The sequence below is a fragment of the Streptomyces sp. NRRL WC-3626 genome (genome assembly GCF_000718785.1).
GTDB lineage: Bacteria > Actinomycetota > Actinomycetes > Streptomycetales > Streptomycetaceae > Streptomyces > Streptomyces edwardsiae.
In genome coordinates this window covers 411,001-434,213 of record NZ_JOCA01000001.1, presented here as the reverse complement: position 1 = coordinate 434,213, position 23,213 = coordinate 411,001, and the positions used below count along the sequence as shown (strand labels likewise).

The window sequence follows — 23,213 nt, the reverse complement described above, 5'->3', positions numbered from 1 at the left end:
AACGGCAGTGCGGTGGTCACGAGTCGGGCGACCGGCCTCGTGACCACCGGCTGTCTCACCGTACTGGCCGTGCTGATCGTCGTCTTCGGCACCGTGGCCTCCTGGCTGTGGTACCGCGCCTGGCACGACGGGAAGGTCAACGACGAGCGCAGGGAAGCGGCGTACGTGTCGATCCGCCAACAGGCCCGTGACACGGCGGACGATACGGCCCGCGCCCTCGGCACGGCCGGCACCACCGACGCCGACGCGCTCACGGAAGTGATCTGGCGGCACTCCGAGGCTCCCGTGATCACCTACGACGCGTCCCGCCAGGCGTTCACGGCCACGGCCACGAGCCACGCCGAATACCCCAGGAAGGCCCTGCTCCACGGCGGCGGGCCGGACATGGTGACCCGGTGTTTCGTCGTCGCCTACACCCGACACCCCGGCCGGGCGTGGACGTCGCGCGTGTCCGAGCGGGCCGCCGACGCGTGCCGTCCGGGCACCGGCATCAGCGGCGCGGTCAACCTCGCGCGCACCCGCATCGCGAACCTGCACACCGAGGACCTGACGCGGGCCGGAGTGCGAAAGGCCCTCGACCCCACCGGCCGGGGACGCACCTACGACGTCAGGAGCGCGGCACACGAGAAGGACACGGCGACCGTCTCCGTCCTCGTCACGGCCCCGGAAGCGACGACCGCCCAGTGCTACCGCTTCACCCGGCCCGTCCAGGACGTCAGCGGCCCGAACTCCGCGACAGCGGTCCCGGCGCTCTCCTGCTGAGCTGTCACTCGCGCACCGGCTCCGCCGTGACGACGAGATTGGCGAGATAGCCCCCGTGCTCGGGTTCGAACGGGGGCGCACAGGTGATCAGCGTGAGGACCGGGTCTCCCGTCCGGCGGAACACGGAGGGCGGCAGCTCGTCCTTGGGCAGGGTGGTGCGCGAGACGACGCGGTAGACGACCGGCGCACCCTCCGCCCGCAGGACCTCGACGCGGTCACCGCGCCGTACGTCGTAGAGGGCGGCGAACTCGCCGAGGGCGCCCGTTTCCCCGTCCACGTGTCCGACGAGTACGGCCGAGCCCCGAGGGCTTCCGGGGACCGGTCCGAAGCGGTACCAGCCGGCGACGGAGGGGTCGTCGGGGACGGCCATGGCTCCCCGTCCGGTCACGCCGACCGGTCGCACACGCGCGTCGAGACCCACGTCGCGGACCCGGACACGTTCGGGCGGCGCGGTCGCGGCGGTGCCGGTCGGTGACTCCGTACCGCCGGGCGACGGGGCCGCCACCGCTCGCTGCGAGGGCGTGGATCCGAAGTCGGCGGGGGCGGGCGCGTGCTCCGACGGCCCGCCCGAAACGGCGAGGACGGCCGCCAGAGCAGCAGCCGCCATCGCCGGTCGGATCAGCCGGCGCGCGGCGTCAGCCACGCCGGCCGGCCATCCGCCGGGCCACCACGACACCCGTCAGCGTGATCGCTCCGGCCGCCGCGGCCCAGGCCGGCCACTGGTCCGAGGAGTTCGGGGTGACGGCGGCACCGCTGCCGCCCGCGTGCACCGCGTTGGGCGTCGTCTCCATGCCGCTGAGCGTTTGGGTGGCCAGGGCCAGGTTCTTGTCCTTGGCGCTGCCCCAGGCGTAGACGACGTTGCTCGTGCCCTCCTTGAGGTCGAGTTCGGCCGGTCCGATGGCCACGGTGTCCGTGCCCGCGAGGACGACGTCGGCGTTCACGCTGCCCGCGTCGACCGCCGCGGTGTCCTCGCCGGGGTTCGTCAGGTCGGTGAAGACGGGCTGTCCGCCGGCCCGGACGTCCACGGCGGGCGCGGCCGCGACATGGCGAACGGTCAGACGGGCCTTGCCCGCGTCCACCTCGGAGACGTCGTCGGTGTATGCCGTCAGCCGGGGTTCGCCGTCGGCGGAGAGATGGGCGGCGACCGTGGCGTTGCCGCCTTCGGGCACCTTCACCTGCTTCTCCAGGGCGGGTGTTCCGTCGGGCCCCTGGCCCGCCTCGAAGATCTGGATGTCGTAGGTTCCCGCGTCGAGGGACTGCGGGTCGGTCACCGTGCCCGGCTCGAAGTCGCCGAGCAGCTTGTCGCCGTTGGCGTAGACGTCGACCGTCATGCCGGGGATGCCGTGGAAGACGGACACCATGGCTTTGTCCTGCGCCTGGGCGGGGGCCGCCGCCATGGCGGGTGCGGTCATGCCGAGGACCAGGGCGCAGGCCCCGGCGGAGGCGGCGACGGCGATGGTGGTCCGGGAAGTCATGGGGGATCATCCCTTCGTAGGGAGTCTCCGCCTGTCGCGGAGTCTCACAGGGGTTTCGCGGGCGGGCGGCGCCGTGGATGCGCCCGGGGCGTCACTTCTTCGACGCGGTCGCACGCCGGGTGCCGTGCGCGTCGCCCTGACCGACGGCCGTACGCAACCGGTGCAGGCCGCGGCGGGTGTGGCTCTTGACCGTGCCCAGGGGCACTCCGGTGCGTTCCGAGATCTGGACCTGCGTCAGGTCCTCGTAGAAGGCCATGCACAGCACCTCGCGCTGGGTGCGCGGCAGCCGGGACATGGCCTCGACGAGCAGCACGCGGTCGAGCACCACGTCCGGCGCCTGCTGGACGAGTCCGGCCGGCGCGGTGTCCCGCGCGGCCGATTCGATCAGGGACAGGCGCCGGGTCCTAGCCGCCAGCGCGTCGACGATCTTGCGGCGCGCGATGCCGACCAGCCACGCGCCGAGCGCGCCCCGCTCGGGCCGGAAGCCGTGCCGCCCGCGCCAGGCGCCGATGAACACCTGCTGGGTGACGTCCTCGGCCTCGTGCGTGTCGCCGAGGGACCGGGTGGCCATGGTGTGCACCAGTGAGCCCCAGCGCCGGTAGATGGCCGCGAACGCGACCTCGTCGGCGCCGACGAGGCGGCGGGCCAGGTCCTCCTCGTACCGCTTCTCCTCCCCGGGCGGAACGGGGGCGGTGGCCGGTCGAGGGTGCGTGTCCATGGCCGTTCCTCCTGCCGTGCGTCGTACGAGGACGGAGGGCCGTCCGCCGGACGGCGGATCCGCCGGTCCGGCTCGCATCCCCACCGTGCGCGTGCTCCCAGTGTCGAATGCGCGAAACGACGCAGGCAACATGCGTCGTTTGTGCGTCGTACGGTGGAGGTATGAGCGTGCGGAGGGACAACGGTGAGGACCGGGCCGGCGACGGCGGTCCGCAGGGCGCGGCCGGGCTGACCACCGGCGAGGTGGCCCGGCGTCTCGGGGTGGCCCCCACCACGGTCCGCACCTGGGACCGCCGGTACGGACTCGGCCCGGACGCGCACACGGGCGGCCGGCACCGGCGCTGGACGGCGGCGGACGTGGCGCGGCTGGAGCGGATGTGCGCGTTGACGGCGACCGGGCTGCCGCCGGCCGAGGCAGCACGGCTCGCGCGCAGCGGGAAGCCGCCGGCCGCGGCTTCCCGGTCTCCTCGCGCCGCCGGATCGCCACAGGCCCCGGCTCCGCGCCGGAGCCGGGCGGGGAGCGGCCTGCAACTCGGCGACGTACGTCAGGAGTGCAGGGGAATCGCCCGTGCCGCCCTGCGTCTGGACGCCGCCGCCCTGGACGAACTGCTGCTCGCCGCGATCACCGAACACGGACTGGTCGCCGCCTGGACCGAGGTCGTCGTGCCGACGCTCCAAGCCGTCGGCCGCAAATGGGAGACCTCGGGCGAGAGGTACGTCGAGGTCGAGCACTTCCTGTCCTGGCATGTCTCCGGCGCGCTTCGGCGCGCCACGCCCCACACGGTCGCGGACCGTCCCGGCGCCACCACGGTCCTCGCCTGTGTGCCGGGGGAGCACCACACCCTGCCGCTGGAGGTGCTGTCCGCGGCACTGACGGAGCGAGGCGTCCCGGTGCGGATGTTCGGCGGTGCCCTGCCCGTCGAGTCGCTCGTCGCGGCGGTGCGCAGGACCGGGCCGGCCGCGGTGGGACTGTGGGCGCAGTCCCGTACCACCGCGAGCCGGCCGCTGGCCCGGCACGTGGCCGCGATGGAGTGGGGAGTGCGCGGCGCCCGTCGCGGACCGGTCGTCCTGACCCTGGGACCCGGCTGGGCCGGGCAGGCGGTGGCCGGTGCGGCGCGTCCGTCGGGGCTCGCCGAAGCGGTCGCCGCCCTGGAGGCGCCGGGGTCCCCGTGAGGGGTTGTCGTCCGACGCCTCTCGGCCGTGGCGCCTGGCTGCCGGCCGGGGGACGTGGTCCGCTGGACCTGTGGTCACGGCCGCGCCGCTCGCCGGCGCGTGCTCCCGCGCGTGTCCGGCACCGGTCTGTGCCGTCCGGTCGCGGGTACCGGCAATGGCGGAGGCCGAGCGGACGGCTCCGGCCTCCGGGCGCCACGTGTACGGCGTCGACCCCGAGGAGACGGATGAGCGACGAACATCGCCGGGCACCTGACGTGGTCGTCGTCGGTGCGGGCCTGGCCGGCCTGGCGTGCGCCCTGGACCTGTGCCGCGCCGGATGGCGGGTGGCCCTGCTGGAGGCGTCCGACGGTGTGGGCGGCCGGATGCGCACGGACCGGCGGGACGGATTCCTGCTGGACCGCGGATTCCAGGTGTTCAACACCTCGTATCCGCAGGTGAAGCGGCGCGTGGAGCTGAGGAGCCTGCGGCTGCGCCCGTTCACCGCGGGTGTCGTCGCGCATACTCCGGGCGGGCCTGTCCGCCTCTTCGATCCGACCAGGGAGCCCGGTGCGGCAGGGACCCTGCTGCCGGGGCGGGTCCTGCCGGCCCGGGACCTGGCCGCGCTGGCCGCACTCACCGCACGGGACGCCGTGCTGCCCGTGTCCGCCACCAGACGGCGCCGGGACCGCCCCACCTCGGAAGCCCTCGCCCGGGCGGGACTGTCGGACGCCGTGATCGCCGGCATTCTGCGGCCGTTCCTGTCCGGTGTGTTCCTGGAGGACCGGCTGGAAACCTCCGCGCGGTTCTTCCACCTGGTCTGGCGGAGCATGGTCCGCGGGTCTCTGTGCCTGCCGGCGGAGGGCATCGGCGCCGTACCCGCGCAGCTCGCCGAGGGCCTGCCCGACGGCGTCCTGCGCCTCGGCACACCCGTCGCGGAGGTGACCGACGCCGGAGTGCTGCTGGGCGACGGCGGCGAGGTGCCCGCCCGGGCCGTCGTGGTGGCGACGGAACCGGCGGCCGCCGCCCGCCTGCTGCCGGACCTGACCGTGCCGGACACACGCACCGTCACCACCTACTACCACGCCACCGACAGCACACCCATGGCCGGACCGACCCTGATGACGGACAGCACCGGCACCGTCCTGAACACCTGCGTGATCAGCGCGGTCGCTCCCACCTACGCGCCCCCCGGCACCGCGCTGATCTCCACCTCCGTACTGGGAACGGATCTCCCCGGCAGGGCGCGGGCGGTGCTCCGGCGCCTGGCCGAGCTGTACGGGACCGGCACGAGCGGCTGGCAGCAGGTCGCCGCCCGCACCGTCGAGGGCGCGCTGCCGGCGATGCCGCCCCCCTGGCCGCTGAGCCGCACCACCCGCCTCGCCCGGGGCAGGTATGTGTGCGGGGACCACCGGGCGACCGGCTCGGTGCAGGGTGCCCTGGCTTCGGGCACACGCGCCGCGCGAGAGGTGTCCGCCGACCTCGGGCCGGGGAGCTGACGCCGGGAGTGCGCCGCGAGGGCCGCATCCCCCAGCGCCCCGCCGCCGAAGCGGGGACGCGTGGATCAACCCGTCGTCCGCGTGCGGAGGAGGGCGTGGAACCGACGGACGCCCGAGTCCTGGTGGCCGGTGCCACCGGAGTGCCGGGCGGTGCGATCACCGCCTAACCGGCCGGCCGGGGCGCGCGGGTGGCCCGCGCCGGACGCGACCCGGGCCGCCCGGCCCACGCCGCACTCGGAGGCTTGGACGCCGTCGTCAGCGCGTCCGGAGCCGCGGCCTTTGGCGCGGCGGACGTGCGGCGGACGAAGGGCGCAGGCCGGCCGGGACAGCCCGGCGCCCACCGCGACGACATGGCCGCCGGTCGGCCCGGGCACTCCCTTCACGCGACCTCCTCGGCCCGGCGGGGGGCCACGCCCGTGGCGTGCCGGACCAGTGCGGCGAACTCGCGCCGCACGGCCGGGGGCGCGCCCGTGGCCTCGAAGTGCGCGATGCCCATGTCCGTCAGCTCCTCGATCCTCGCCTCCACCAGGTCCCGGGCTCCGGTGCGCCGCAGCGCCGCCCGCATCCGTTCGACGGCGTGCCCGGAACCGGGGTCCGGGTCCGGGTCCGGGTGCGGAGGCGGCGCCGCGGCGGCCTGGAGACCGTCGGCGGCGTCGGCGAGCCGCAGGGCGACGGCGAGGAGATAGGTGAGCTTGCCGGAGCGCAGGTCGTCGTCGGCCGGTTTGCCGGTCCGCGCGGGGTCGCCGAAGGCGCCCAGGACGTCGTCACGGAGCTGGAAGGCCAGCCCGGCGCACCGGCCGGCCGCCCGCAGCGCGTCCAGCACGTGATCGTCCGCTCCGGCGAGCAGCGCTCCGAGGGCCAGGGGCCGGGCGACGGTGTACATCGCGCTCTTCAGGGTGGCGATGGCCAGCGCCTCGTCCGCCCCCGACGAACGAGCGGCCTGGGCACGCAGGTCGAGGTACTGCCCGGCGACCATCTCGGTGCGCATCGCCCGCCACTCCTCGAGCAGACGCCGGCCGTGCGGGGTACCGAGCGCCGTCTCCGTCAGCAGGTCGTCCGCCCAGGCCAGCGCCAGGTCACCGGCGAGCACGGCGGCCGACGTCCCGAACTCCTCGGCGGAGCCGTGCATGCCCCCGGCCCAGTGACGGCGGGCCAGTTCGACGTGCAGGGCCGGACCGCCTCTGCGCCGCACGGACCCGTCCATCACGTCGTCGTGCACGAGGGCGCAGGCCTGGAGCAGTTCGAGGGCTGCTCCCGTGCGCAGGACCCCGGTGGTGTCGCCCGAGCCGCCCGCGGCACGCCAGCCGCAGTCCGTGAACGCCGGACGCAGCCGTCTTCCGCCCCGCGCGATCAGGGCGACCAGGCGGGCGGCCAGCTCCCGGGCGAAGACGGGGTCGACGGCCCGGGAACGCCGCAGCCGTTCGTCGAGGACCTGCTCGAGCACGGTGCGGACGGATTCCGTGGCGCCGGGCGCGGTGACCGGGCCGTCGACGAGTTCGTCCGACGGGGCAACCATCGGCGGCAGTCCAGGCATGTACGACCCCTTCTCGCTCTCGGTCATCCGCACGGCAGTGCTTCGGCCGAGGGCCCTCGTACGGATGCGCTGATTCCTGCCCGGTTACGCGCCGGTGCCGGACGAACTTCACCTCAGCGGCTCACCGGCCCGGGTACCCGGACGGCGCAGGGCCGGGCCGGCCGCCCGGAGAGCCGGGGTGCGAGAGGGCGGGCTCCTCAGTCGCGGCCGCGGGCGTGCTTGAACCGCGCGAGCCCGTCCGCGAGGTCGATGACCGGTTCCGGATAGTCCAGTGCGTCGCGCCGGTCCGCCGGGAGGCGCCAGGGCTCGTGCACCTTCCTCCCCTCCACGCCCGCGAGTTCGGGAACCCAGCGGCGTACGTAGCTGCCGTCCGGGTCGAACCTCCTGGCCTGGACGAGGGGGTTGAGGACACGGTGGGGGCGGGTGTCCGTGCCGGTGCCGGCGACCCACTGCCAGTTCAGCTGGTTGTTGACGATGTCACCGTCCACGAGGAGGTCCAGGAAGTGCCGGGCGCCGATCCGCCAGTCGACGTACAGCGTCTTCGTCAGGAAGCTCGCCACCAGCAGGCGCGCGCGATTGTGCATCCAGCCCTCGTGGCGCAGCTGGCGCATGGCCGCGTCGACGACCGGATAGCCCGTCCGGCCGTCCCGCCATGCGGCGATGTCCTCGGCGGCGTCCTCCTCGTTCCGCCACTGGTCGTGGCGCGTGCGGTAGTCCTCGGCCGACGCACCGGGCCGGGCGGCCAGCACCTGGTGGTGGAAGTCCCGCCAGCACAGCTGCCGTACGAACGCCTCCGCGCCCGGCCCGCCGTGTTTCCGGGCGCGGTGCACCAGCTCCACGGGTGACAGCGCTCCGAAGTGCAGGTACGGCGACAGCCGGGACGTGGCGTCACCCGCCAGGTCGTCGTGCCGGTCCTCGTAACGGGACAGTCCGGAACGCGTCCACCGGGAGAACCGGTCGCGTCCGGCCGACTCCCCACCGGTCGGCAGACCGGGCGAGGCGCCGGCCGCCTTCGCCCGGTCCGGCAGCGGCTCGCCGCGCATCCCGCCGGGGACGCGCACGCTTCGCGGCGCGGAGAGCGGCTCCCTCAGCGGCTCCTGCGACCAGCGGCGGAAGTACGGGGTGAACACGGCGAAGTGGTCGGAGCCGGAGGGCGTCACCGCCCCCGGGGCGACAGCGGTGATCACCGCCTCGTGCACACGCAGTACGGCACCACCGCCGCGGAGTTCCTCGCGCAGCCGCTCCTCCCGGCGGTGGGCGTACGCGGTGACGCCCGCGGCCATGTGCACCTCGGTGGCCCCGCACTCGGCGGCGACCTCGCGGACCTCACGGACGACCGGCCCGTTCCGGATCAGCAGCCGGCCACCGCGGCGGCGCAGCGAGGCGTCGAGGTCGTCCAGGCAGTCGGCGAGGAAGGCACTCCTGTTGGGCGAGTCGAAGCCTGCCGCGTGGATGCCGGGATCGAGTACGAACAGCGGCACCACCTCGTCCGCCGCCTTCAGCGCGGCGCGCAGCGGGGGATGGTCGTGCAGACGCAGGTCCGAGGTGAACAGGACGACCGCGACGGTCATGGCATCACTCCTGGCGCAGTGGGCAGTGGTACGCGTTGCTACGGGAACGGGTGCCTCGTGCTCCACGTTTCGCCGGGGACGCCGACGCCGGATGCGTCGCGGGCCGCTGATCACTCCCGCGGGCCGTGAACACGTGCCGGCCGGGCCGGCTCCCGCGTGGCCCGAACGCTCAACCGGACGGACCGCCGTGGTGCGCCGCGTGGTCGGCCCGGCCGCCGGCGCCGAGCAGCCCCGTCGCCGAGAACGGCTCCGCCGCCGCGAGCCGCGGCAGTTCGCGCCGGGACAGCCAGGTGACGACGGGCGGCATCGCGGCCCGTACGAACTGGGTCGAGCGCAGCCAACGGGGGACGTACACGGACGCACGGCGACGTTCGACGGCGGTGACCAGCCGCCCCGCCACGTACGCGGCCGGGAACACCTTGCGCGCCGGAGCCGGCATGTGCCCGCGCAGCTCCCGCAGCACCGCGTGCTCGTCGGCGTCGCGCACCATGTCGGTGTCCGTCCAGTTGATGTAGGCGATCCCCACGCCCACCCGCCGGTGGGCGACCTCGGCCCGCAGCGCGTGGGCGAACGACTCCACTCCCGCCTTCGACGCGCAGTAGGCGCTCATCATCGGTGCCGCGCCTATCGACGCGAGTGACGCCACCTGCAGGAGGTAACCGCGCGTGTCGATCAGGTCGGGCAGGAACGTGCGCGCGGTGATCGCGCTGCCGATGAGGTTCACCTCGACGACGCGGCGCCAGACGGCGGGATCCGACTCGGTGAACGGACCGCCCTCCGCCACCCCGGCGTTCGCGACGACCACCGAGACAGGCCCGAGCCGGGCACGGATCTCGGCGCCGACCCGGTGCATGCCGCGGTCGTCGGTGACATCCGCCTCCCAGCACGCGGAGCTCCCTGTCGGCAGCGAGTCCCGGACCCGGGCCAGCGTGCGCTCCTCCCGGCCCAGCAGCGCCACCCGCGCGCCCCGCTCGACCAGTACCTCCGCCATCGCCGCCCCGAGGCCCCGCGCGGCCCCGGTCACGACGGCGACGCGACCGGCCAGAGGGCTACGGACGACCGGCATGGCTGGCCCCTTTCCGCGGTGGGTCTGCCCGGCCCACGCTAGACGCCTTCCGGTAAGGGGGCACGTCAGCCGCTCCCTGCCGACCCGACCCGGCCCGGCCCGGCTCCGGTACCGGAGGAACCGGGAGCCGCAACTGATGGCACGCGGCCGGCCGCTCACCGGCTCCGTCACCAGGTTCAAGGGATCCCGACCGCGGTGAAGGCCGCTTCGACTGCGGCGACCTTGGAGGTCAGCCGGTTTGCGGGCAGTGTTCGGAACAGCGTCCGCGCGCCGGCCACGACCGCGCGTCGGCTGTCCGTGAACTGCGAGGTCCGCGACAGCCGCTGCGTGAGGGCCAGATAGAACACGGCCGCCACTTCGGCCGGGCTCATTTCGAGTGAGCCGTCGTCGGCCTGTGCGGTGAGCAGATGGAAGGCCGCTTTGTTGTGTATCCCGCTGTTGACGTGCACCCCGCCCCAGTCACCGGCCCGGGTGTTGGGCAGCACGCGGAACTGGTCCATGTGTGCCGGCTGCCCGAATCGAGGCGGGTCCGACAGGTCCCGGAACGGCTTGTCCCCGGGCAGGAGGTTTTCACCCAGCAGCCAGTCCCAGGTGCGGGGATCCTCCTTCCCCGAGTTGGCGACGATCGTTCCGAAGATGTCGGAGTAGGACTCGTTGAGGGCCCCTGGCTGGAAGGCGTATTCCAGACGTGAGGTGTGGTCCGTGACGCCGTGGAACATCTCGTGCGCCACCACGTCTATGTTGGCGGAAAGAGAGAGCAGTTCGTCCCCGCGCAGCACTTGGCCGTAGACCATCTGCCGGCCGTCCCAGAAGGCGTTGACCCATTGCCTGGGGCCGGGACTGCTGTCGGCGACGACGCAGTCGATGGTCGACCGCATGGAACCACCTCGACCGTCGATGTTGTCCCGGCGCAGCACATCGCGCAGGAACTCGGACACCGCGACGGCGTTGACGTGGGCGCTGACGGCGCTCGGTGTCCAGCTCGGCGGATCGGTGATGAGGGAACCCGGCAGCCGGTCATGGTCGACGGAGGGGTCACCGAAAGCGAAGCCGAAGGTCTGCACATGGTGGATGGGGTCGTCCATCACCAGGCGTTCGCCTTGCCGTGAGACGAGGAAGGTGCGAGCGACGCCGAAGCTGTCGGCCGCCGTCTGCTCTTCACCAGTGGCCATGCTGGGTGTGCGCGGCAGGACGGCTACGACGTGCCCGTCGTGGGCGTCCACCACGTAGTCGACGAACCTGGGCGGCTCGAATGTGCTTTCCTCGCCCGGCCGAGGCTCAATCGTGTGGTCCAGGGTCACCGGCACGTCTTCGAGGATGTACACGAGCCGCCAGCGAGACGCGGTGGCGTCGAAGTAGTGGTTCAGGTGGGGAACCACACCGGCCAGGACGGGTACGTAACCATGCGGCCCGGCGGCGGCCGCCGCCAGGGCGTCGCCCGCCGAGACGGTGGCGACCGGGTCGACCTCCCGGGGATCGCCGAGAGCCGAGTCGATGCCGATCAGGTCGTTGTCCTTGTCGAGTTCCACAGTCACCAGTGAGCCGTAGACCGGGATGTCGTTCAGTGTCTGACGGAACTTCACCGTGCGGGTGTCGGTGAGCGGGAGTGTTTCCGTGCCGATCGTCTTGAACCGGCTGGTGACTCCGTTCGCCACCGGAGCGTTGAAGGACGGCACCGTCGCGCTTGCCAGGGCCTGTTCGAGGTAGCGACGCGCCGCCGTCTCGGGATCGAGGTCGCGCTCGCTTACCAGTCCCTCCGGCCTGATCCCTGGACGTTCAGCCTGCTCCTCCTGCAATTGCGCGACGGTGCGGGACGACGACTCGTCGAACGTGTGCAAGGAGAAGTTGCTCAGACCATTGTCTGCGGCTTGTTGATCGGGCATGAAGACATTCCTTCTCGAGCAGGGCGCGGGATGTCGCGAGAGACTCGCTCACCGCCCTCTCTGCCGCGCTCTCACCCACAGGAAGTGAGCGACGGGCACAGCGGCGCACTCCAGTGCGAGCGTGAAGAAGGCAATACGGGAATGGTCCGGCTTCTCAACCGAACGGAGCGGGCTGGGGCTCGACCAGGTTCGACGATCCGGCCCCGATCAGCACATGTCCAAACTAGCTTCAGCGTATCCGCGTCGCATCTTGGGATGTGCGATCAGAACCGTGGCGTCCGTGAACTCCCGGGCGCGTTACTTCTTCCCGGAGTCCGCGCTGCCGTCCCCGTGAAACGGGCCGCGCATGCTCACCGCGCCCACAGCGCACGAGCGCCGGACCGGGACGGATGCCGCCGCCCCCGTCCTGACCCGCTGAGCAGCGGGCAGAACAGGGTGCGGCGGCATCCGCACATCAAATGTCCCGGAAGATCTCGATCTGCGCCCCGATCGAGTTCAGGCGTTCCGCCAGGTCCTCGTAACCGCGGTTGATGACGTACACGTTGCGCAGTACGGACGTGCCCTCCGCCGCCATCATCGCCAGGAGGACGACGACCGCGGGTCGCAGTGCCGGCGGGCACATCATCTCGGCCGCGCGCCAGCGGGTCGGGCCCTCGACCAGGACGCGGTGCGGGTCGAGGAGCTGGAGACGGCCGCCGAGGCGGTTGAGGTCGGTGAGGTAGATGGCGCGGTTGTCGTAGACCCAGTCGTGGATGAGGGTCTGGCCCTGGGCCACCGCCGCGATCGCCGCGAAGAACGGGACGTTGTCGATGTTCAGGCCCGGGAAGGGCATCGGGTGGATCTTGTCGATCGGCGCCTCCAGCTTGGAGGGGCGCACGGTCAGGTCCACCAGGCGCGTACGGCCGTTGTCGGCGAAGTACTCGGGGGAGCGGTCGTGGTCGAGGCCCATCTCCTCCAGGACCGCCAGCTCGATCTCGAGGAACTCGATGGGCACCCGGCGGACCGTCAGCTCGGACTCCGTCACCACGGCCGCGGCCACCAGGCTCATCGCCTCGACCGGGTCCTCGGAGGGGGAGTAGTCCACGTCGACGTCGATGTTCGGCACGCCGTGCACGGTGAGCGTGGTGGTGCCGATGCCGTCGACCTTGACGCCCAGCGCCTCCAGGAAGAAGCACAGGTCCTGGACCATGTAGTTGGAGGAGGCGTTGCGGATGACGGTCGTACCGTCGTGGCGCGCGGCGGCCAGCAGCGCGTTCTCGGTGACGGTGTCCCCGCGCTCGGTGAGCACGATCGGACGGTCGGGGGCGACGGAGCGGTCGACCACCGCGTGGTACTGGCCCTCGGTCGCGGCGATGTCCAGGCCGAACCGGCGCAGCGCGATCATGTGCGGCTCGACGGTGCGCGTACCCAGGTCGCAGCCGCCGGCGTACGGCAGCATGAAGCGGTCGAGGCGGTGCAGCAGCGGGCCGAGGAACATGATGATGGAGCGGGTGCGGCGGGCGGCCTCCGCGTCGATGGACGCGAGGTCCAGCTCGGCCGGCGGCACGATCTCCAGGTCCACGCCGTCGTTGATCCAGCGGGTGCGTACGCCGATGGAGTTCAGCACCTCCAGGAGGCGGTAGACCTCCTCGATGCGGGCGACGCGGCGCAGCACGGTGCGCCCCTTGTTGAGCAGCGAGCCGCACAGCAGGGCCACGCACGCGTTCTTGCTCGTCTTGACGTCGATGGCGCCGGAGAGGCGGCGGCCGCCCACCACGCGCAGATGCATCGGTCCGGCATAGCCCAGCGAGACGATCTCGCTGTCCAGGGCCTCGCCGATCCGGGCGATCATCTCAAGGCTGATGTTCTGGTTTCCGCGCTCGATCCGATTGACGGCGCTCTGACTGGTGTTGAGCGCCTCGGCCAGCTGCGTCTGCGTCCACCCGCGATGCTGACGGGCGTCACGGATGAGCTTGCCGATGCGTACGAGGTAGTCGTCTGACATGAGGATGAGGTTATCTCAGATATGAGATGGCACATCCTGGGGGGTCCATTCGGGTGACGTGACGTCAGTGTCACCCGGTGCGGCGCGTCCGGCGAGTCCGGCGCCAGCCGAAAGGTCCCGGCAAATCCATCGATGTCGTACGACGCCCCGTACTGCTCCGTGTGTACCGGGGGCCGTTCTTGCTGCCCGTGGTGATGGACCACGACCGCTTGTTGATGTTCAGCCGCACCCCCGGAAGGATCCGAAAGCTCTTGCGAAACGTGAGCGGCATGCCCGTGTCCCTTCCCGTCCGGAACTGACTTCGTATCAGTCGCCTACCCCGGCCGGGCGTGCTGATGACTCCCGGTCGCGATGCGGTCGGGGCGTGGCGGTGGTGCGATGGGTCCGGGGCATGACCATTCGGCCCTCGTGTACTAGAGTTATCTCGACATCGAGATATCTGCCGAGGCGCACCGCAGCCGCCACCCTGGTAAGGGCTACCTAACTTAGCCTTACCTTAACGGATAGGCCAGGGCGGCGTGGCGGCAGGATGCGGTGGTACGCGCACATCAATGAAGGAGACTGTCGTGTCGGCGAACAGCTTCGACGCCCGCAGCACGCTGCAGGTGGGCGACGAGTCGTACGAGATCTTCCGGCTGGACAAGGTCGAGGGCTCCGCGCGCCTTCCCTACAGCCTGAAGGTGCTGCTGGAGAACCTGCTCCGCACCGAGGACGGCGCGAACATCACCGCCGACCACATCCGCGCCCTGGGCGGCTGGGACTCCCAGGCCCAGCCGTCGCAGGAGATCCAGTTCACGCCGGCCCGCGTGATCATGCAGGACTTCACCGGCGTGCCCTGTGTCGTCGACCTCGCCACCATGCGTGAGGCCGTCAAGGAGCTGGGCGGCGACCCGAACAAGATCAACCCGCTCTCCCCGGCCGAGATGGTCATCGACCACTCCGTCATCGCCGACAAGTTCGGCACCAACGACGCGTTCAAGCAGAACGTGGACCTGGAGTACGGCCGCAACCGCGAGCGCTACCAGTTCCTGCGCTGGGGCCAGACCGCGTTCGACGACTTCAAGGTCGTCCCGCCGGGCACCGGCATCGTCCACCAGGTGAACATCGAGCACCTGGCCCGCGTCGTCATGGTCCGGGACGGCAAGGCCTACCCCGACACCCTGGTCGGCACGGACTCGCACACCACCATGGTCAACGGCCTCGGTGTGCTCGGCTGGGGCGTCGGCGGCATCGAGGCCGAGGCCGCCATGCTCGGCCAGCCGGTCTCCATGCTGATCCCGCGCGTCGTCGGCTTCAAGCTGACCGGTGAGCTCAAGCCCGGTACGACCGCCACCGACCTGGTGCTCACGATCACCGAGATGCTCCGCAAGCACGGCGTCGTCGGCAAGTTCGTCGAGTTCTACGGCGAGGGCGTGGCCGCCACCTCCCTCGCCAACCGCGCCACCATCGGCAACATGTCGCCGGAGTTCGGCTCCACCGCCGCGATCTTCCCGATCGACGACGAGACGCTGAACTACATGCGCCTGACCGGCCGCAGCGACCAGCAGGTCGCCCTGGTCGAGGCGTACGCCAAGGAGCAGGGCCTCTGGCTGGACCCGAAGGCCGAGCCGGACTTCTCCGAGAAGCTCGAACTGGACCTGGCCACGGTCGTCCCGTCGATCGCCGGCCCGAAGCGTCCGCAGGACCGTATCGTCCTCGCCGACGCCAAGGCCCAGTTCGCCCAGGACGTGCGCAACTACGTCAAGGACGGCGGTGACGTCGACGAGGCCGGCCAGGAGTCCTTCCCGGCCTCCGACGCCCCGGCCATCTCTAACGGCACCCCCTCCCACCCGGTCGAGGTCACCGCCGCCGACGGCACGACCTACACGATCGACCACGGTGCGGTGACGGTCGCGGCCATCACCTCCTGCACCAACACCTCCAACCCGTACGTCATGGTCGCCGCCGCGCTGGTGGCCAAGAAGGCGGTGGAGAAGGGCCTGACCCGCAAGCCGTGGGTCAAGACCACCCTCGCCCCGGGCTCCAAGGTCGTCACCGACTACTTCGAGAAGGCGGGTCTGACCCCGTACCTCGACAAGGTCGGCTTCAACCTCGTCGGCTACGGCTGCACCACCTGCATCGGCAACTCCGGCCCGCTGCCGGAGGAGGTCTCCCAGGCGGTCAACGAGCACGACCTGGCCGTGACGTCGGTGCTCTCCGGCAACCGCAACTTCGAGGGCCGGATCAACCCCGACGTCAAGATGAACTACCTGGCCTCCCCGCCGCTGGTCGTCGCCTACGCGCTCGCCGGCTCCATGACGGTGGACATCACCCGCGAGGCCCTCGGATACGACCAGGACAACAACCCGGTCTTCCTGAAGGACATCTGGCCCTCCGAGGCCGAGGTCAACGACGTCGTGGCGAACGCCATCGGCGAGGACATGTTCTCCAAGTCCTACGCCGACGTCTTCGCCGGCGACGCCCAGTGGCAGGCGCTGCCCATCCCGACCGGCGGCACCTTCGAGTGGGACGCCGAGTCCACCTACGTGCGCAAGCCCCCCTACTTCGAGGGCATGGGCATGGAGCCGGCCCCGGTCGAGGACATCTCCGGTGCCCGCGTGCTCGCCAAGCTGGGCGACTCGGTCACCACCGACCACATCTCCCCGGCCGGTGCCATCAAGGCCGACACCCCGGCCGGCAAGTACCTCACGGAGCACGGCATCGAGCGCCGCGACTTCAACAGCTACGGCTCCCGCCGCGGCAACCACGAGGTCATGATCCGCGGTACGTTCGCCAACATCCGCCTGCGCAACCAGATCGCGCCGGGCACCGAGGGCGGCTACACCCGCGACTTCACGCAGGACGGCGCTCCGGTGTCGTTCATCTACGACGCCTCGCGCAACTACATCGACCAGGGCATCCCGCTGGTCGTCCTGGCGGGCAAGGAGTACGGCTCCGGCTCGTCCCGCGACTGGGCCGCCAAGGGCACCGCCCTGCTCGGTGTCAAGGCCGTCATCGCCGAGTCGTACGAGCGCATCCACCGCTCGAACCTCATCGGCATGGGCGTCCTGCCGCTGCAGTTCCCCGAGGGCCACACCGCCGAGTCCCTCGGCCTGACGGGTGAGGAGACCTTCTCCGTCTCCGGCGTCACCGAGCTCAACGAGGGCACCACCCCGCGCACGGTGAAGGTCACCACCGACAAGGGCATCGAGTTCGACGCGGTCGTCCGCATCGACACCCCCGGTGAGGCCGACTACTACCGCAACGGCGGCATCCTGCAGTACGTGCTGCGCAGCCTGATCCGCAAGTAGGCGGTACGGCACAGCGATCGAGGGCCGTGTCCCCGGGCGACCGGGGGCGCGGCCCTCGCCGTCGCCCCGTTGTACGCTGACATCTCACCGGACGACGGGGGTGGCGGTGGGCGGCACACGGCGCATGCGACTGGAACTGACGGGACGTCAGGACAGTGACCAGGAAGAACTCGACGAACTGACACTGCTCTTGCGCGAGCGGCTGCTCGAACTGGACGTCGAGGCCGTGGAGACCGTCCGCTCCGGGGACGTCCCCGACGGGGCCAAGCCCGTGGACGCCATCGCGGTCGGCGCGCTCGCCCTGACTCTGGCCCCCATCGCGCTCCGCTCCGTGCTCGACCTCGTACGGACCTGGATCGAGAACCGCCCGGTGCGCACGGTCAGCGTCACCCTCGGCGACGACAGCCTGGAGCTGGAGGCCGTGTCCTCGGCCGACCAGCGGCGCATCGTCGACGCCTTCCTGGCCGCACACGGTCCGCAGGCGGAGCCGGAGCCGGCCGCCGGCCAGGGCGACTGAGGGCCGTACGACCGTGGCCGCACGACGGTACGCGCTGCTCGTCGCGACGGGTACGTACGACAACCAGCCCCTGAGGCAGCTGCGTTCACCCGCCCATGACGCCCAGGCGCTGGCGGACGTGCTCGAGGACTCGCGGATCGGGGATTTCGAGGTGGGGATGGTCGTCGACGCCCCGCACCACGAAGTCGCCCTCGCCATCGAGCACTTCTTCCAGGACCGGCGCAGGGACGATGTGCTGCTGCTGCACATCTCGTGCCACGGCCTCAAGAACCACAACGGCGAGCTGCACTTCGCCGCCACCGACACCGACGCGCGATGGCTCGCCTCCACCTCCGTCTCCGCCCAGTTCGTACGGCAGCGGATCAGCGAGTGCCGGGCCCGGTCGGTCGTCCTGCTGCTGGACTGCTGCTACAGCGGAGCCTTCCTCACCGGCAGCAAGGGTGACGGCGCGGTCCACCTCGAGGACGAACTCGCCGGACACGGCCGCGCGGTGCTCACCGCGACGAACCGCACGGAGTATGCCTGGGAGGGCGGCGACCCGGTCACGCGGCTGGAGCCGGAGACCGAGTCGTCCCGGTTCACCCGGGCCGTGATCAAGGGCCTGAGCACCGGCGAGGCGGACCGGGACGGCGACGGCTGGATCGGCGTCCACGAACTGTACGACTACGTGTACGAGGAACTGCAGGGCGCGGACGTACGGCAACGCCCGCAGATGTGGGCGGAGCTGGAACGCCGGGTGGTGATCGCCCGCTCGGTGCTGAACCCGGGGGCGTCGGGTTCGGCACCGCCCGCGTCGGCCCCGGCACCGCCCGTGTCGGCTCGGATGTCACCTTCCTACCGGGCTTCGCCCCGGCTCGGTCCGGCCCCGGCGCCTCCGCCGCGCTCGCTCGTCCCGGCCCCCGCGCCGCCGCCTCGCTCGTCCCGGCCCGTGGGATTCCCGCCCGCGGAGCCCCCGCCCGCGCACCCGGACGCCGCATCGGACGACGACAGCTCCCTCGACCCCCTCGTCCGCCTCACCGAGGCCCTCATCACCCTCCCGTGCGTACAGGACCCCCAGTCCCGGATCCGGTTCGCGATCCTCCTGAGCGAGAAGCTGGGCCGCCAGGTCGACCTGCGGGGTGTCCGCATGCGTGAGGACGCCGTCGCGATCGCCCACGCCGTCCGGAATACGCCACGCGGGGACACCCACCTGACAAGGCTGGTCTTCCTCCTCGAAGGCGGCGAAGTCGCGCAGAACCTCCGACGCGTGATCAACGACATCGGCTGACCCACCCCACAACTCCGCGGCGCAGTAAGCGTTTACAAGAGCGTCGCTCCGCGCTACGGTCCCCTCACGGGCGTGGTGGGAGCGCTCCCATATTTCGGTGGACCGGAACCCGCCGTCGAGGTCCTCCCGCCGCGCCCGGCCACCCGCCTGCGACGACCGTTCACCCCACGGACAGGTATGTCATGATCACATCAAGATCCAGGAGTGATACCGCTCCCCACTCGCCGCTTCCCACCCGTACCCGAGCCCTCTTCCTCGTCCTGGTCTCCCTGCTCGCCACCATCCCGGCCATCGGCCTGGTCGTGACGGCGGGCGGCGACGCGGAGGCCCACGGCACCCCCATGAAGCCCGGCAGCCGCACCTTCCTGTGCTGGCAGGACGCGCTGTCCGACACCGGCGAGATCAAGCCGGTCAACCCGGCCTGCAGGACCGCCGCGCAGGTCAGCGGCACCACCGCCTTCTACAACTGGTTCTCGGTGCTGCGCTCCGACGGTGCCGGCCGCACCAGCGGCTTCGTGCCCGACGGGCAGCTGTGCAGCGGCGGCAACACCAACTTCAGCGGCTTCAACACGCCCGGCGCCGACTGGCCGGTCACCCATCTCACCTCGGGTGCGACCGTCGACTTCTCCTACAACGCCTGGGCCGCGCACCCGGGTTGGTTCCACGTCTACATCACCAAGGACGGCTTCGACCCGACGGCCACGCTCACCTGGGACGACATGGAGGAGCAGCCCTTCCTCTCCGTCGACCACCCGCCGCTCAACGGGTCCCCGGGCAGTGTCGAGGCCGACTACCGCTGGAGCGGACAGCTTCCGGACGGCAAGTCCGGCCGGCACATCATCTATATGGTCTGGCAGCGTTCGGACAGCGCGGAGACCTTCTACTCCTGCTCGGACGTCGTCTTCGACGGCGGCAACGGCGAGGTGACCGGGATCAAGGACCCCGGCAACCCGGCCGAACCCGTTCCGGGCGAATGCTCCGCCACCCGCCGTACGACGGGCAGCTGGAACGGCGGCCACCAGTCCGAGGTGACCGTCACCAACAGCGGCGACGTGCCGATGCTCGGCTGGATGGTCGACTGGGCCCTCCCGGCCGGGCAGAGCGTCGCCAGCCTGTGGAACGGCGACGCCACCTACGACGGTCAGAACGTGATGGTCCACAACGCCGGCCACAACGGCTCCCTCGATCCGGGGGAGAGCGCGACGTTCGGCTACGTGGTCACCGGTTCGGGCGGTGACGGTACGACGACCCTGCCCTGCCGGGTCGGCTGAACCGCCCCGTGGGCGGCCCCGATGGCGTGTCCGGTCGTCATCGGTGCCGCCCGCACCCGCGCTCAGCCGCCCGACAGCGCCGCGAGCCAGTCCAGTTGCCGCCGTACATGCACGGCGTCCCCGCCCTCGTGCCCGTTGAAGGGATAGGCGTGCAGCACCTTGGCCGGGTCCCCGTCCGCGCGTTCCGCGTACCGGTTGAACGCCGCGTACGCCCCGCTCGGCGGACAGACCGTGTCGCGCAGCCCGACCCCGAAATGGGCCGGGGCGTGTGCCCGGCGGGCGAACGACACGCCCTCCACATAGGACAGCGTGCGGTAGGCGGCCTGCTCGGCGCCCCGGTGCACCGAGAGATAGGCGCTGATCTCGCCGTACGGCGGCACGTCGGTGAGGTCCAGGGCGCGGCGGATGCCGCAGAGCAGGGGAGCGGTGACCAGCAGCGCCGCCAGATCCGGTACGAGTCCGGCGACCGCCAGCGCGAGCCCTCCCCCCTGGCTGTTGCCCACGGCGGCGACACGCGGGGCGTCGACCCCGGGCAGCGCGCGTACGGCGGCCACCGCACGCACCGCGTCGGCGATCAGCCGGCGGTAGTGGTAGTCCCGCGGGTCCAGCAGCCCGCGCACCGCCGGACCGGGGCCGCCCGGCGCCCGTGCGTGCGGGTCGGGGGTGCCGCCGCCGCAGCCGTACTGGTCGCCCTGCCCCCGGTTGTCCATCAGCAGATGCGCGTACCCGGCGTTCACCCACGTCAGCCGCTCGTGCGGCAGGCCCCGCCCGCGACCGTAACCCGCGAACTCCACGACCGCCGGGAGGGGTTCGGTCACGCCCGCCGGGCGGCTGAACCAGGCGCGCACCGGGTCGCCGGCGAAGCCGCGGAACGTCACGTCCCAGGACTCCGTCAGCCGCAGCCCGTTCGCCACCGGCCGTACCGACACCAGCGGATCCCCCTGCGCCGACGCCTCCTCCAGCGTGCGCTCCCAGAACGCGTCGAAGTCGGCGGGCTCCTCGATGTCGGGGCGGTGGCGCTCCAGTTCAGCCGGGGGCAGGTCGAACGCGGGCACGGGACACCTCGCGGAGTCGAAGCGGAGTCGAATGAGCGATACGGCCGATCGTTGCGGACGAGACGCGGAAAGTTCCGGGGACGTTAACAGATCAGGGCCCCCTTCCACAGCCGTACGCACCGGATCCGACCACCGTCCCGACCTCTGGAATTCCCCGCGCACCACCCATTGACAGCGCTTACCACTGCTCATAGGTTGCCGCGAAGTTATCGGTAAGAGCTCGAAAGTTTCGGTTCCGCGTCATCGGCACGGGAGGCCCGAGCAATGAGCACCTCCACCACGTCGGCTCAACCGCCGGGCACGCAGGACCCGCCGCCGACGAAGAGACCCCCGCGGCGCACCCGTTCCCCCGCGCGCACCGGCCGGCGGCGCGCGCTGCGCAAGGACTGGCAGCTGTACTCGCTGGCGGTGCTGCCGCTGCTGTTCTTCCTGGTGTTCCGCTATCTGCCGATGATCGGCAATGTGATCGCGTTCCGCCGCTTCGAGCCGGGCGGCTCGATCCTCGGCGAGTACTGGGTGGGGCTGCGCTATGTCGAGATGTTCCTGTCCGACCCGACCTTCTGGCAGGTGTTCCACAACACCCTGTGGATGGGCGGACTCACGCTCGTCTTCTGCTTCCCGATCCCGATCGTCCTCGCCCTGCTGCTGAACGAGGTGCGCCAAAAGTCGCTGAAGCGGTTCGTGCAGTCGGTGTCGTATCTGCCGCACTTCCTGTCGATCGTGATCGTCGCCGGTATCACGCTGCAGATGCTCGCCACGGACGGCCCGGTCAACCATGTCCTGGGCTGGTTCGGGCACGATCCGATCCGGTTCATCCAGGAACCCGGCTGGTTCCGCACCGTCTACGTCGGCTCGGAGATCTGGCAGACCGCCGGCTGGGGCACGATCCTCTACCTCGCCGCGCTCACCACCATCGACGAGGACCTGTACGAGGCCGCCCGCATCGACGGCGCGGGCCGCTGGCGGCAGATCTGGCACGTCACCCTGCCCGGCATCCGCCCCACCATGATCACGCTGCTGATCCTCAACATCGGCACGTTCATGGCCGTCGGCTTCGAGAAGGTCCTGCTGCTCTACAACCCGCTGACCTATCCGACCGCCGACGTGATCTCCACCTATCTGTACCGGACCGGTGTGGAGTCCAACAGCTTCAGCTACGCGGCGGCGATCGGCCTGTTCGAGGCGGTCATCGGCCTGGTGCTCATCACCTCGGCCAATCAGCTGTCGCGCCGCACGGTGGGGACGAGCCTGTGGTGAGCACCGTCCGGCCGACCCGCGGCCACCGCGTCTTCCAGCGCGTCAACGGGGTGATCCTCACGCTGGTCGTCCTGCTGACGCTGTACCCCTTCTTCAACATCATCGCCCGTTCGTTCAGCGGGGAGCGGCAGATCCGTGCCGGTGAGGTGACCCTGTGGCCCAAGGGGTTCAGCCTCACCACGTACGAGATCGTGTTCCACGACTCGATGTTCTGGCGCAACTACGGCAACACCGTCTTCTACACGGTGGTCTCCACCGCCGTCGCCATGGTGCTGACCACCTGCTACGCCTACGTCCTGTCGAAGAAGAACCTCAAGGGGCGCGGCGCCCTGGTCGGGATCGCCGTCTTCACCATGTTCTTCACCGGCGGTCTGATCCCCCACTACGTCCTGATCACCAGCCTCGGGCTGAAGAACAGCGTGTGGGCGATCGCCCTGCCGAACGCGATCAGTGTCTTCAACCTGCTGGTGATGAAGGCCTTCTTCGAGAGCCTGCCGTCCGAACTGGAGGAGGCCGCGCAGATCGACGGCCTCAGTACGTACGGCGTCCTGCTGCGGATCGTGCTGCCGCTGTCGAAGGCGGTCGTGGCGACGATGGTGCTCTTCTACTCGGTGTCCTTCTGGAACTCCTGGTTCTCGGCGTTCCTCTACATGGACCGCACCGAACTGATGCCGGTCACGGTCTATCTGCGCAACCTTCTGGCCGGCGCCACCGGAGGCGCCGGCGCCGGCGCGGCCACCGAGCAGCTCACCCAGGTCTCGGCGAACATCCAGGCCGTCACGATCGTGCTGACCTCGCTGCCGATCCTCTGCCTCTACCCGTTCGTGCAGCGCTACTTCGTCTCGGGCGTGATGCTCGGCGCGGTCAAGGGCTGATCCCCCGCACCGCCCCGCCGTCCCCGCAACGCGCCGACGTA

At 71.3% G+C, this 23,213-nt stretch carries 19 protein-coding genes; 9 read left to right on the top strand and 10 right to left on the bottom strand.

Going from position 1 to position 23,213, the window contains the following annotated elements; all coding sequences use genetic code 11:
* Positions 1–12: 12 nt before the first annotated feature.
* On the top strand, positions 13–762 hold the full coding sequence (locus tag IF28_RS0101875) for a hypothetical protein (protein ID WP_158713633.1): 750 nt from the start codon (positions 13–15) through the stop codon (positions 760–762).
* A 4-nt stretch (positions 763–766) separates the two neighbouring features.
* On the opposite strand, the gene IF28_RS0101870 is transcribed toward IF28_RS0101875, so the two are convergent.
* From IF28_RS0101870 to IF28_RS0101860, 3 genes are all read right to left on the bottom strand, one after another.
* Positions 767–1,405 (bottom strand): class F sortase, encoded by a 639-nt coding sequence (locus IF28_RS0101870; protein ID WP_030212794.1) that lies wholly within the window; start codon positions 1,403–1,405, stop codon positions 767–769.
* A complete protein-coding gene (locus IF28_RS0101865; RefSeq protein ID WP_030212791.1) occupies positions 1,398–2,237 on the bottom strand; it encodes a DUF4397 domain-containing protein in 840 nt (279 codons plus the stop codon). The genes IF28_RS0101870 and IF28_RS0101865 overlap by 8 nt, the downstream gene beginning before the upstream one ends.
* A gap of 91 nt (positions 2,238–2,328) precedes the next feature.
* On the bottom strand, positions 2,329–2,955 hold the full coding sequence (locus IF28_RS0101860) for an RNA polymerase sigma factor (protein WP_030212787.1): 627 nt from the start codon (positions 2,953–2,955) through the stop codon (positions 2,329–2,331).
* 161 nt (positions 2,956–3,116) lie between these two features.
* On the opposite strand from IF28_RS0101860, the gene IF28_RS0101855 reads away from it, so the two are divergent.
* Entirely contained in the window at positions 3,117–4,127 is a 1,011-nt protein-coding gene (locus IF28_RS0101855) for a MerR family transcriptional regulator (RefSeq protein ID WP_030212785.1), read from the top strand.
* A gap of 224 nt (positions 4,128–4,351) precedes the next feature.
* Positions 4,352–5,602 carry an NAD(P)/FAD-dependent oxidoreductase gene (locus IF28_RS0101850; RefSeq protein ID WP_030212781.1) on the top strand — a complete coding sequence of 417 codons (1,251 nt, stop codon included), beginning with the start codon at positions 4,352–4,354 and terminating at the stop codon, positions 5,600–5,602.
* A 379-nt stretch (positions 5,603–5,981) separates the two neighbouring features.
* Here IF28_RS0101850 and IF28_RS0101845 read toward each other — a convergent pair whose 3' ends face one another.
* The 6 genes from IF28_RS0101845 to IF28_RS37370 all read right to left on the bottom strand — a co-directional run bounded on the left by IF28_RS0101845 (position 5,982) and on the right by IF28_RS37370 (position 13,911).
* On the bottom strand, positions 5,982–7,136 hold the full coding sequence (locus IF28_RS0101845) for a polyprenyl synthetase family protein (protein ID WP_030212780.1): 1,155 nt from the start codon (positions 7,134–7,136) through the stop codon (positions 5,982–5,984).
* 197 nt (positions 7,137–7,333) lie between these two features.
* Positions 7,334–8,707, bottom strand: coding sequence for a cryptochrome/photolyase family protein (locus IF28_RS0101840; protein WP_030212779.1), 1,374 nt, complete (start codon positions 8,705–8,707; stop codon positions 7,334–7,336).
* 169 nt (positions 8,708–8,876) lie between these two features.
* Entirely contained in the window at positions 8,877–9,773 is an 897-nt protein-coding gene (locus IF28_RS0101835; protein ID WP_030212777.1) for an SDR family oxidoreductase, read from the bottom strand.
* A 176-nt stretch (positions 9,774–9,949) separates the two neighbouring features.
* Complete coding sequence (locus IF28_RS0101830) at positions 9,950–11,656, bottom strand: M4 family metallopeptidase (protein WP_030212774.1); 1,707 nt, start codon at positions 11,654–11,656, stop codon at positions 9,950–9,952.
* Positions 11,657–12,110: 454 nt separating this feature from the next.
* On the bottom strand, positions 12,111–13,640 hold the full coding sequence (locus IF28_RS0101825) for a helix-turn-helix domain-containing protein (protein ID WP_030212771.1): 1,530 nt from the start codon (positions 13,638–13,640) through the stop codon (positions 12,111–12,113).
* A gap of 70 nt (positions 13,641–13,710) precedes the next feature.
* Positions 13,711–13,911 (bottom strand): DUF4236 domain-containing protein, encoded by a 201-nt coding sequence (locus IF28_RS37370; protein WP_078620801.1) that lies wholly within the window; start codon positions 13,909–13,911, stop codon positions 13,711–13,713.
* Between the two features lie 295 nt (positions 13,912–14,206).
* Between IF28_RS37370 and acnA the strand changes: the two genes are divergently transcribed.
* The 4 genes from acnA (at position 14,207) to IF28_RS0101805 (ending at position 19,985) form a co-directional block, all read left to right on the top strand.
* The gene (acnA, locus tag IF28_RS0101820) at positions 14,207–16,930 is read left to right on the top strand and encodes an aconitate hydratase AcnA (protein WP_030212768.1); all 2,724 of its coding nucleotides are present in this window, start codon (positions 14,207–14,209) and stop codon (positions 16,928–16,930) included.
* A 124-nt stretch (positions 16,931–17,054) separates the two neighbouring features.
* Complete coding sequence (locus IF28_RS0101815; protein WP_030212764.1) at positions 17,055–17,447, top strand: hypothetical protein; 393 nt, start codon at positions 17,055–17,057, stop codon at positions 17,445–17,447.
* A gap of 13 nt (positions 17,448–17,460) precedes the next feature.
* Positions 17,461–18,714: a caspase family protein gene (locus IF28_RS39050; protein ID WP_051713567.1), complete on the top strand. Its 1,254-nt coding sequence runs from the start codon at positions 17,461–17,463 to the stop codon at positions 18,712–18,714.
* Positions 18,715–18,896: 182 nt separating this feature from the next.
* A complete protein-coding gene (locus tag IF28_RS0101805) occupies positions 18,897–19,985 on the top strand; it encodes a lytic polysaccharide monooxygenase auxiliary activity family 9 protein (protein ID WP_030212759.1) in 1,089 nt (362 codons plus the stop codon).
* Positions 19,986–20,047: 62 nt separating this feature from the next.
* Here the strand turns inward: IF28_RS0101805 and IF28_RS0101800 are convergent, their stop codons facing one another.
* Positions 20,048–21,040: an acetylxylan esterase gene (locus tag IF28_RS0101800; protein WP_030212757.1), complete on the bottom strand. Its 993-nt coding sequence runs from the start codon at positions 21,038–21,040 to the stop codon at positions 20,048–20,050.
* A 264-nt stretch (positions 21,041–21,304) separates the two neighbouring features.
* Between IF28_RS0101800 and IF28_RS0101795 the strand changes: the two genes are divergently transcribed.
* Both IF28_RS0101795 and IF28_RS0101790 read left to right on the top strand, forming a co-directional pair.
* Positions 21,305–22,297: an ABC transporter permease gene (locus IF28_RS0101795; RefSeq protein ID WP_030212755.1), complete on the top strand. Its 993-nt coding sequence runs from the start codon at positions 21,305–21,307 to the stop codon at positions 22,295–22,297.
* Positions 22,291–23,172 carry a carbohydrate ABC transporter permease gene (locus IF28_RS0101790; RefSeq protein ID WP_030212745.1) on the top strand — a complete coding sequence of 294 codons (882 nt, stop codon included), beginning with the start codon at positions 22,291–22,293 and terminating at the stop codon, positions 23,170–23,172. The genes IF28_RS0101795 and IF28_RS0101790 overlap by 7 nt, the downstream gene beginning before the upstream one ends.
* Positions 23,173–23,213 lie beyond the last annotated feature (41 nt).

Coding starts and splice junctions, on each gene's coding strand:
- IF28_RS37370 (WP_078620801.1), bottom strand. CDS start 13,911: ATGCCGCTCACGTTTCGCAAGAGCTTTCGGATCCTTCCGGGGGTGCGG.
- IF28_RS0101855 (WP_030212785.1), top strand. CDS start 3,117: ATGAGCGTGCGGAGGGACAACGGTGAGGACCGGGCCGGCGACGGCGGT.
- IF28_RS0101860 (WP_030212787.1), bottom strand. CDS start 2,955: ATGGACACGCACCCTCGACCGGCCACCGCCCCCGTTCCGCCCGGGGAG.
- IF28_RS0101865 (WP_030212791.1), bottom strand. CDS start 2,237: ATGACTTCCCGGACCACCATCGCCGTCGCCGCCTCCGCCGGGGCCTGC.
- IF28_RS0101805 (WP_030212759.1), top strand. CDS start 18,897: ATGATCACATCAAGATCCAGGAGTGATACCGCTCCCCACTCGCCGCTT.
- IF28_RS0101815 (WP_030212764.1), top strand. CDS start 17,055: ATGCGACTGGAACTGACGGGACGTCAGGACAGTGACCAGGAAGAACTC.
- IF28_RS0101835 (WP_030212777.1), bottom strand. CDS start 9,773: ATGCCGGTCGTCCGTAGCCCTCTGGCCGGTCGCGTCGCCGTCGTGACC.
- IF28_RS0101795 (WP_030212755.1), top strand. CDS start 21,305: ATGAGCACCTCCACCACGTCGGCTCAACCGCCGGGCACGCAGGACCCG.
- IF28_RS0101840 (WP_030212779.1), bottom strand. CDS start 8,707: ATGACCGTCGCGGTCGTCCTGTTCACCTCGGACCTGCGTCTGCACGAC.
- IF28_RS0101845 (WP_030212780.1), bottom strand. CDS start 7,136: ATGCCTGGACTGCCGCCGATGGTTGCCCCGTCGGACGAACTCGTCGAC.
- IF28_RS0101830 (WP_030212774.1), bottom strand. CDS start 11,656: ATGCCCGATCAACAAGCCGCAGACAATGGTCTGAGCAACTTCTCCTTG.
- IF28_RS0101825 (WP_030212771.1), bottom strand. CDS start 13,640: ATGTCAGACGACTACCTCGTACGCATCGGCAAGCTCATCCGTGACGCC.
- IF28_RS0101850 (WP_030212781.1), top strand. CDS start 4,352: ATGAGCGACGAACATCGCCGGGCACCTGACGTGGTCGTCGTCGGTGCG.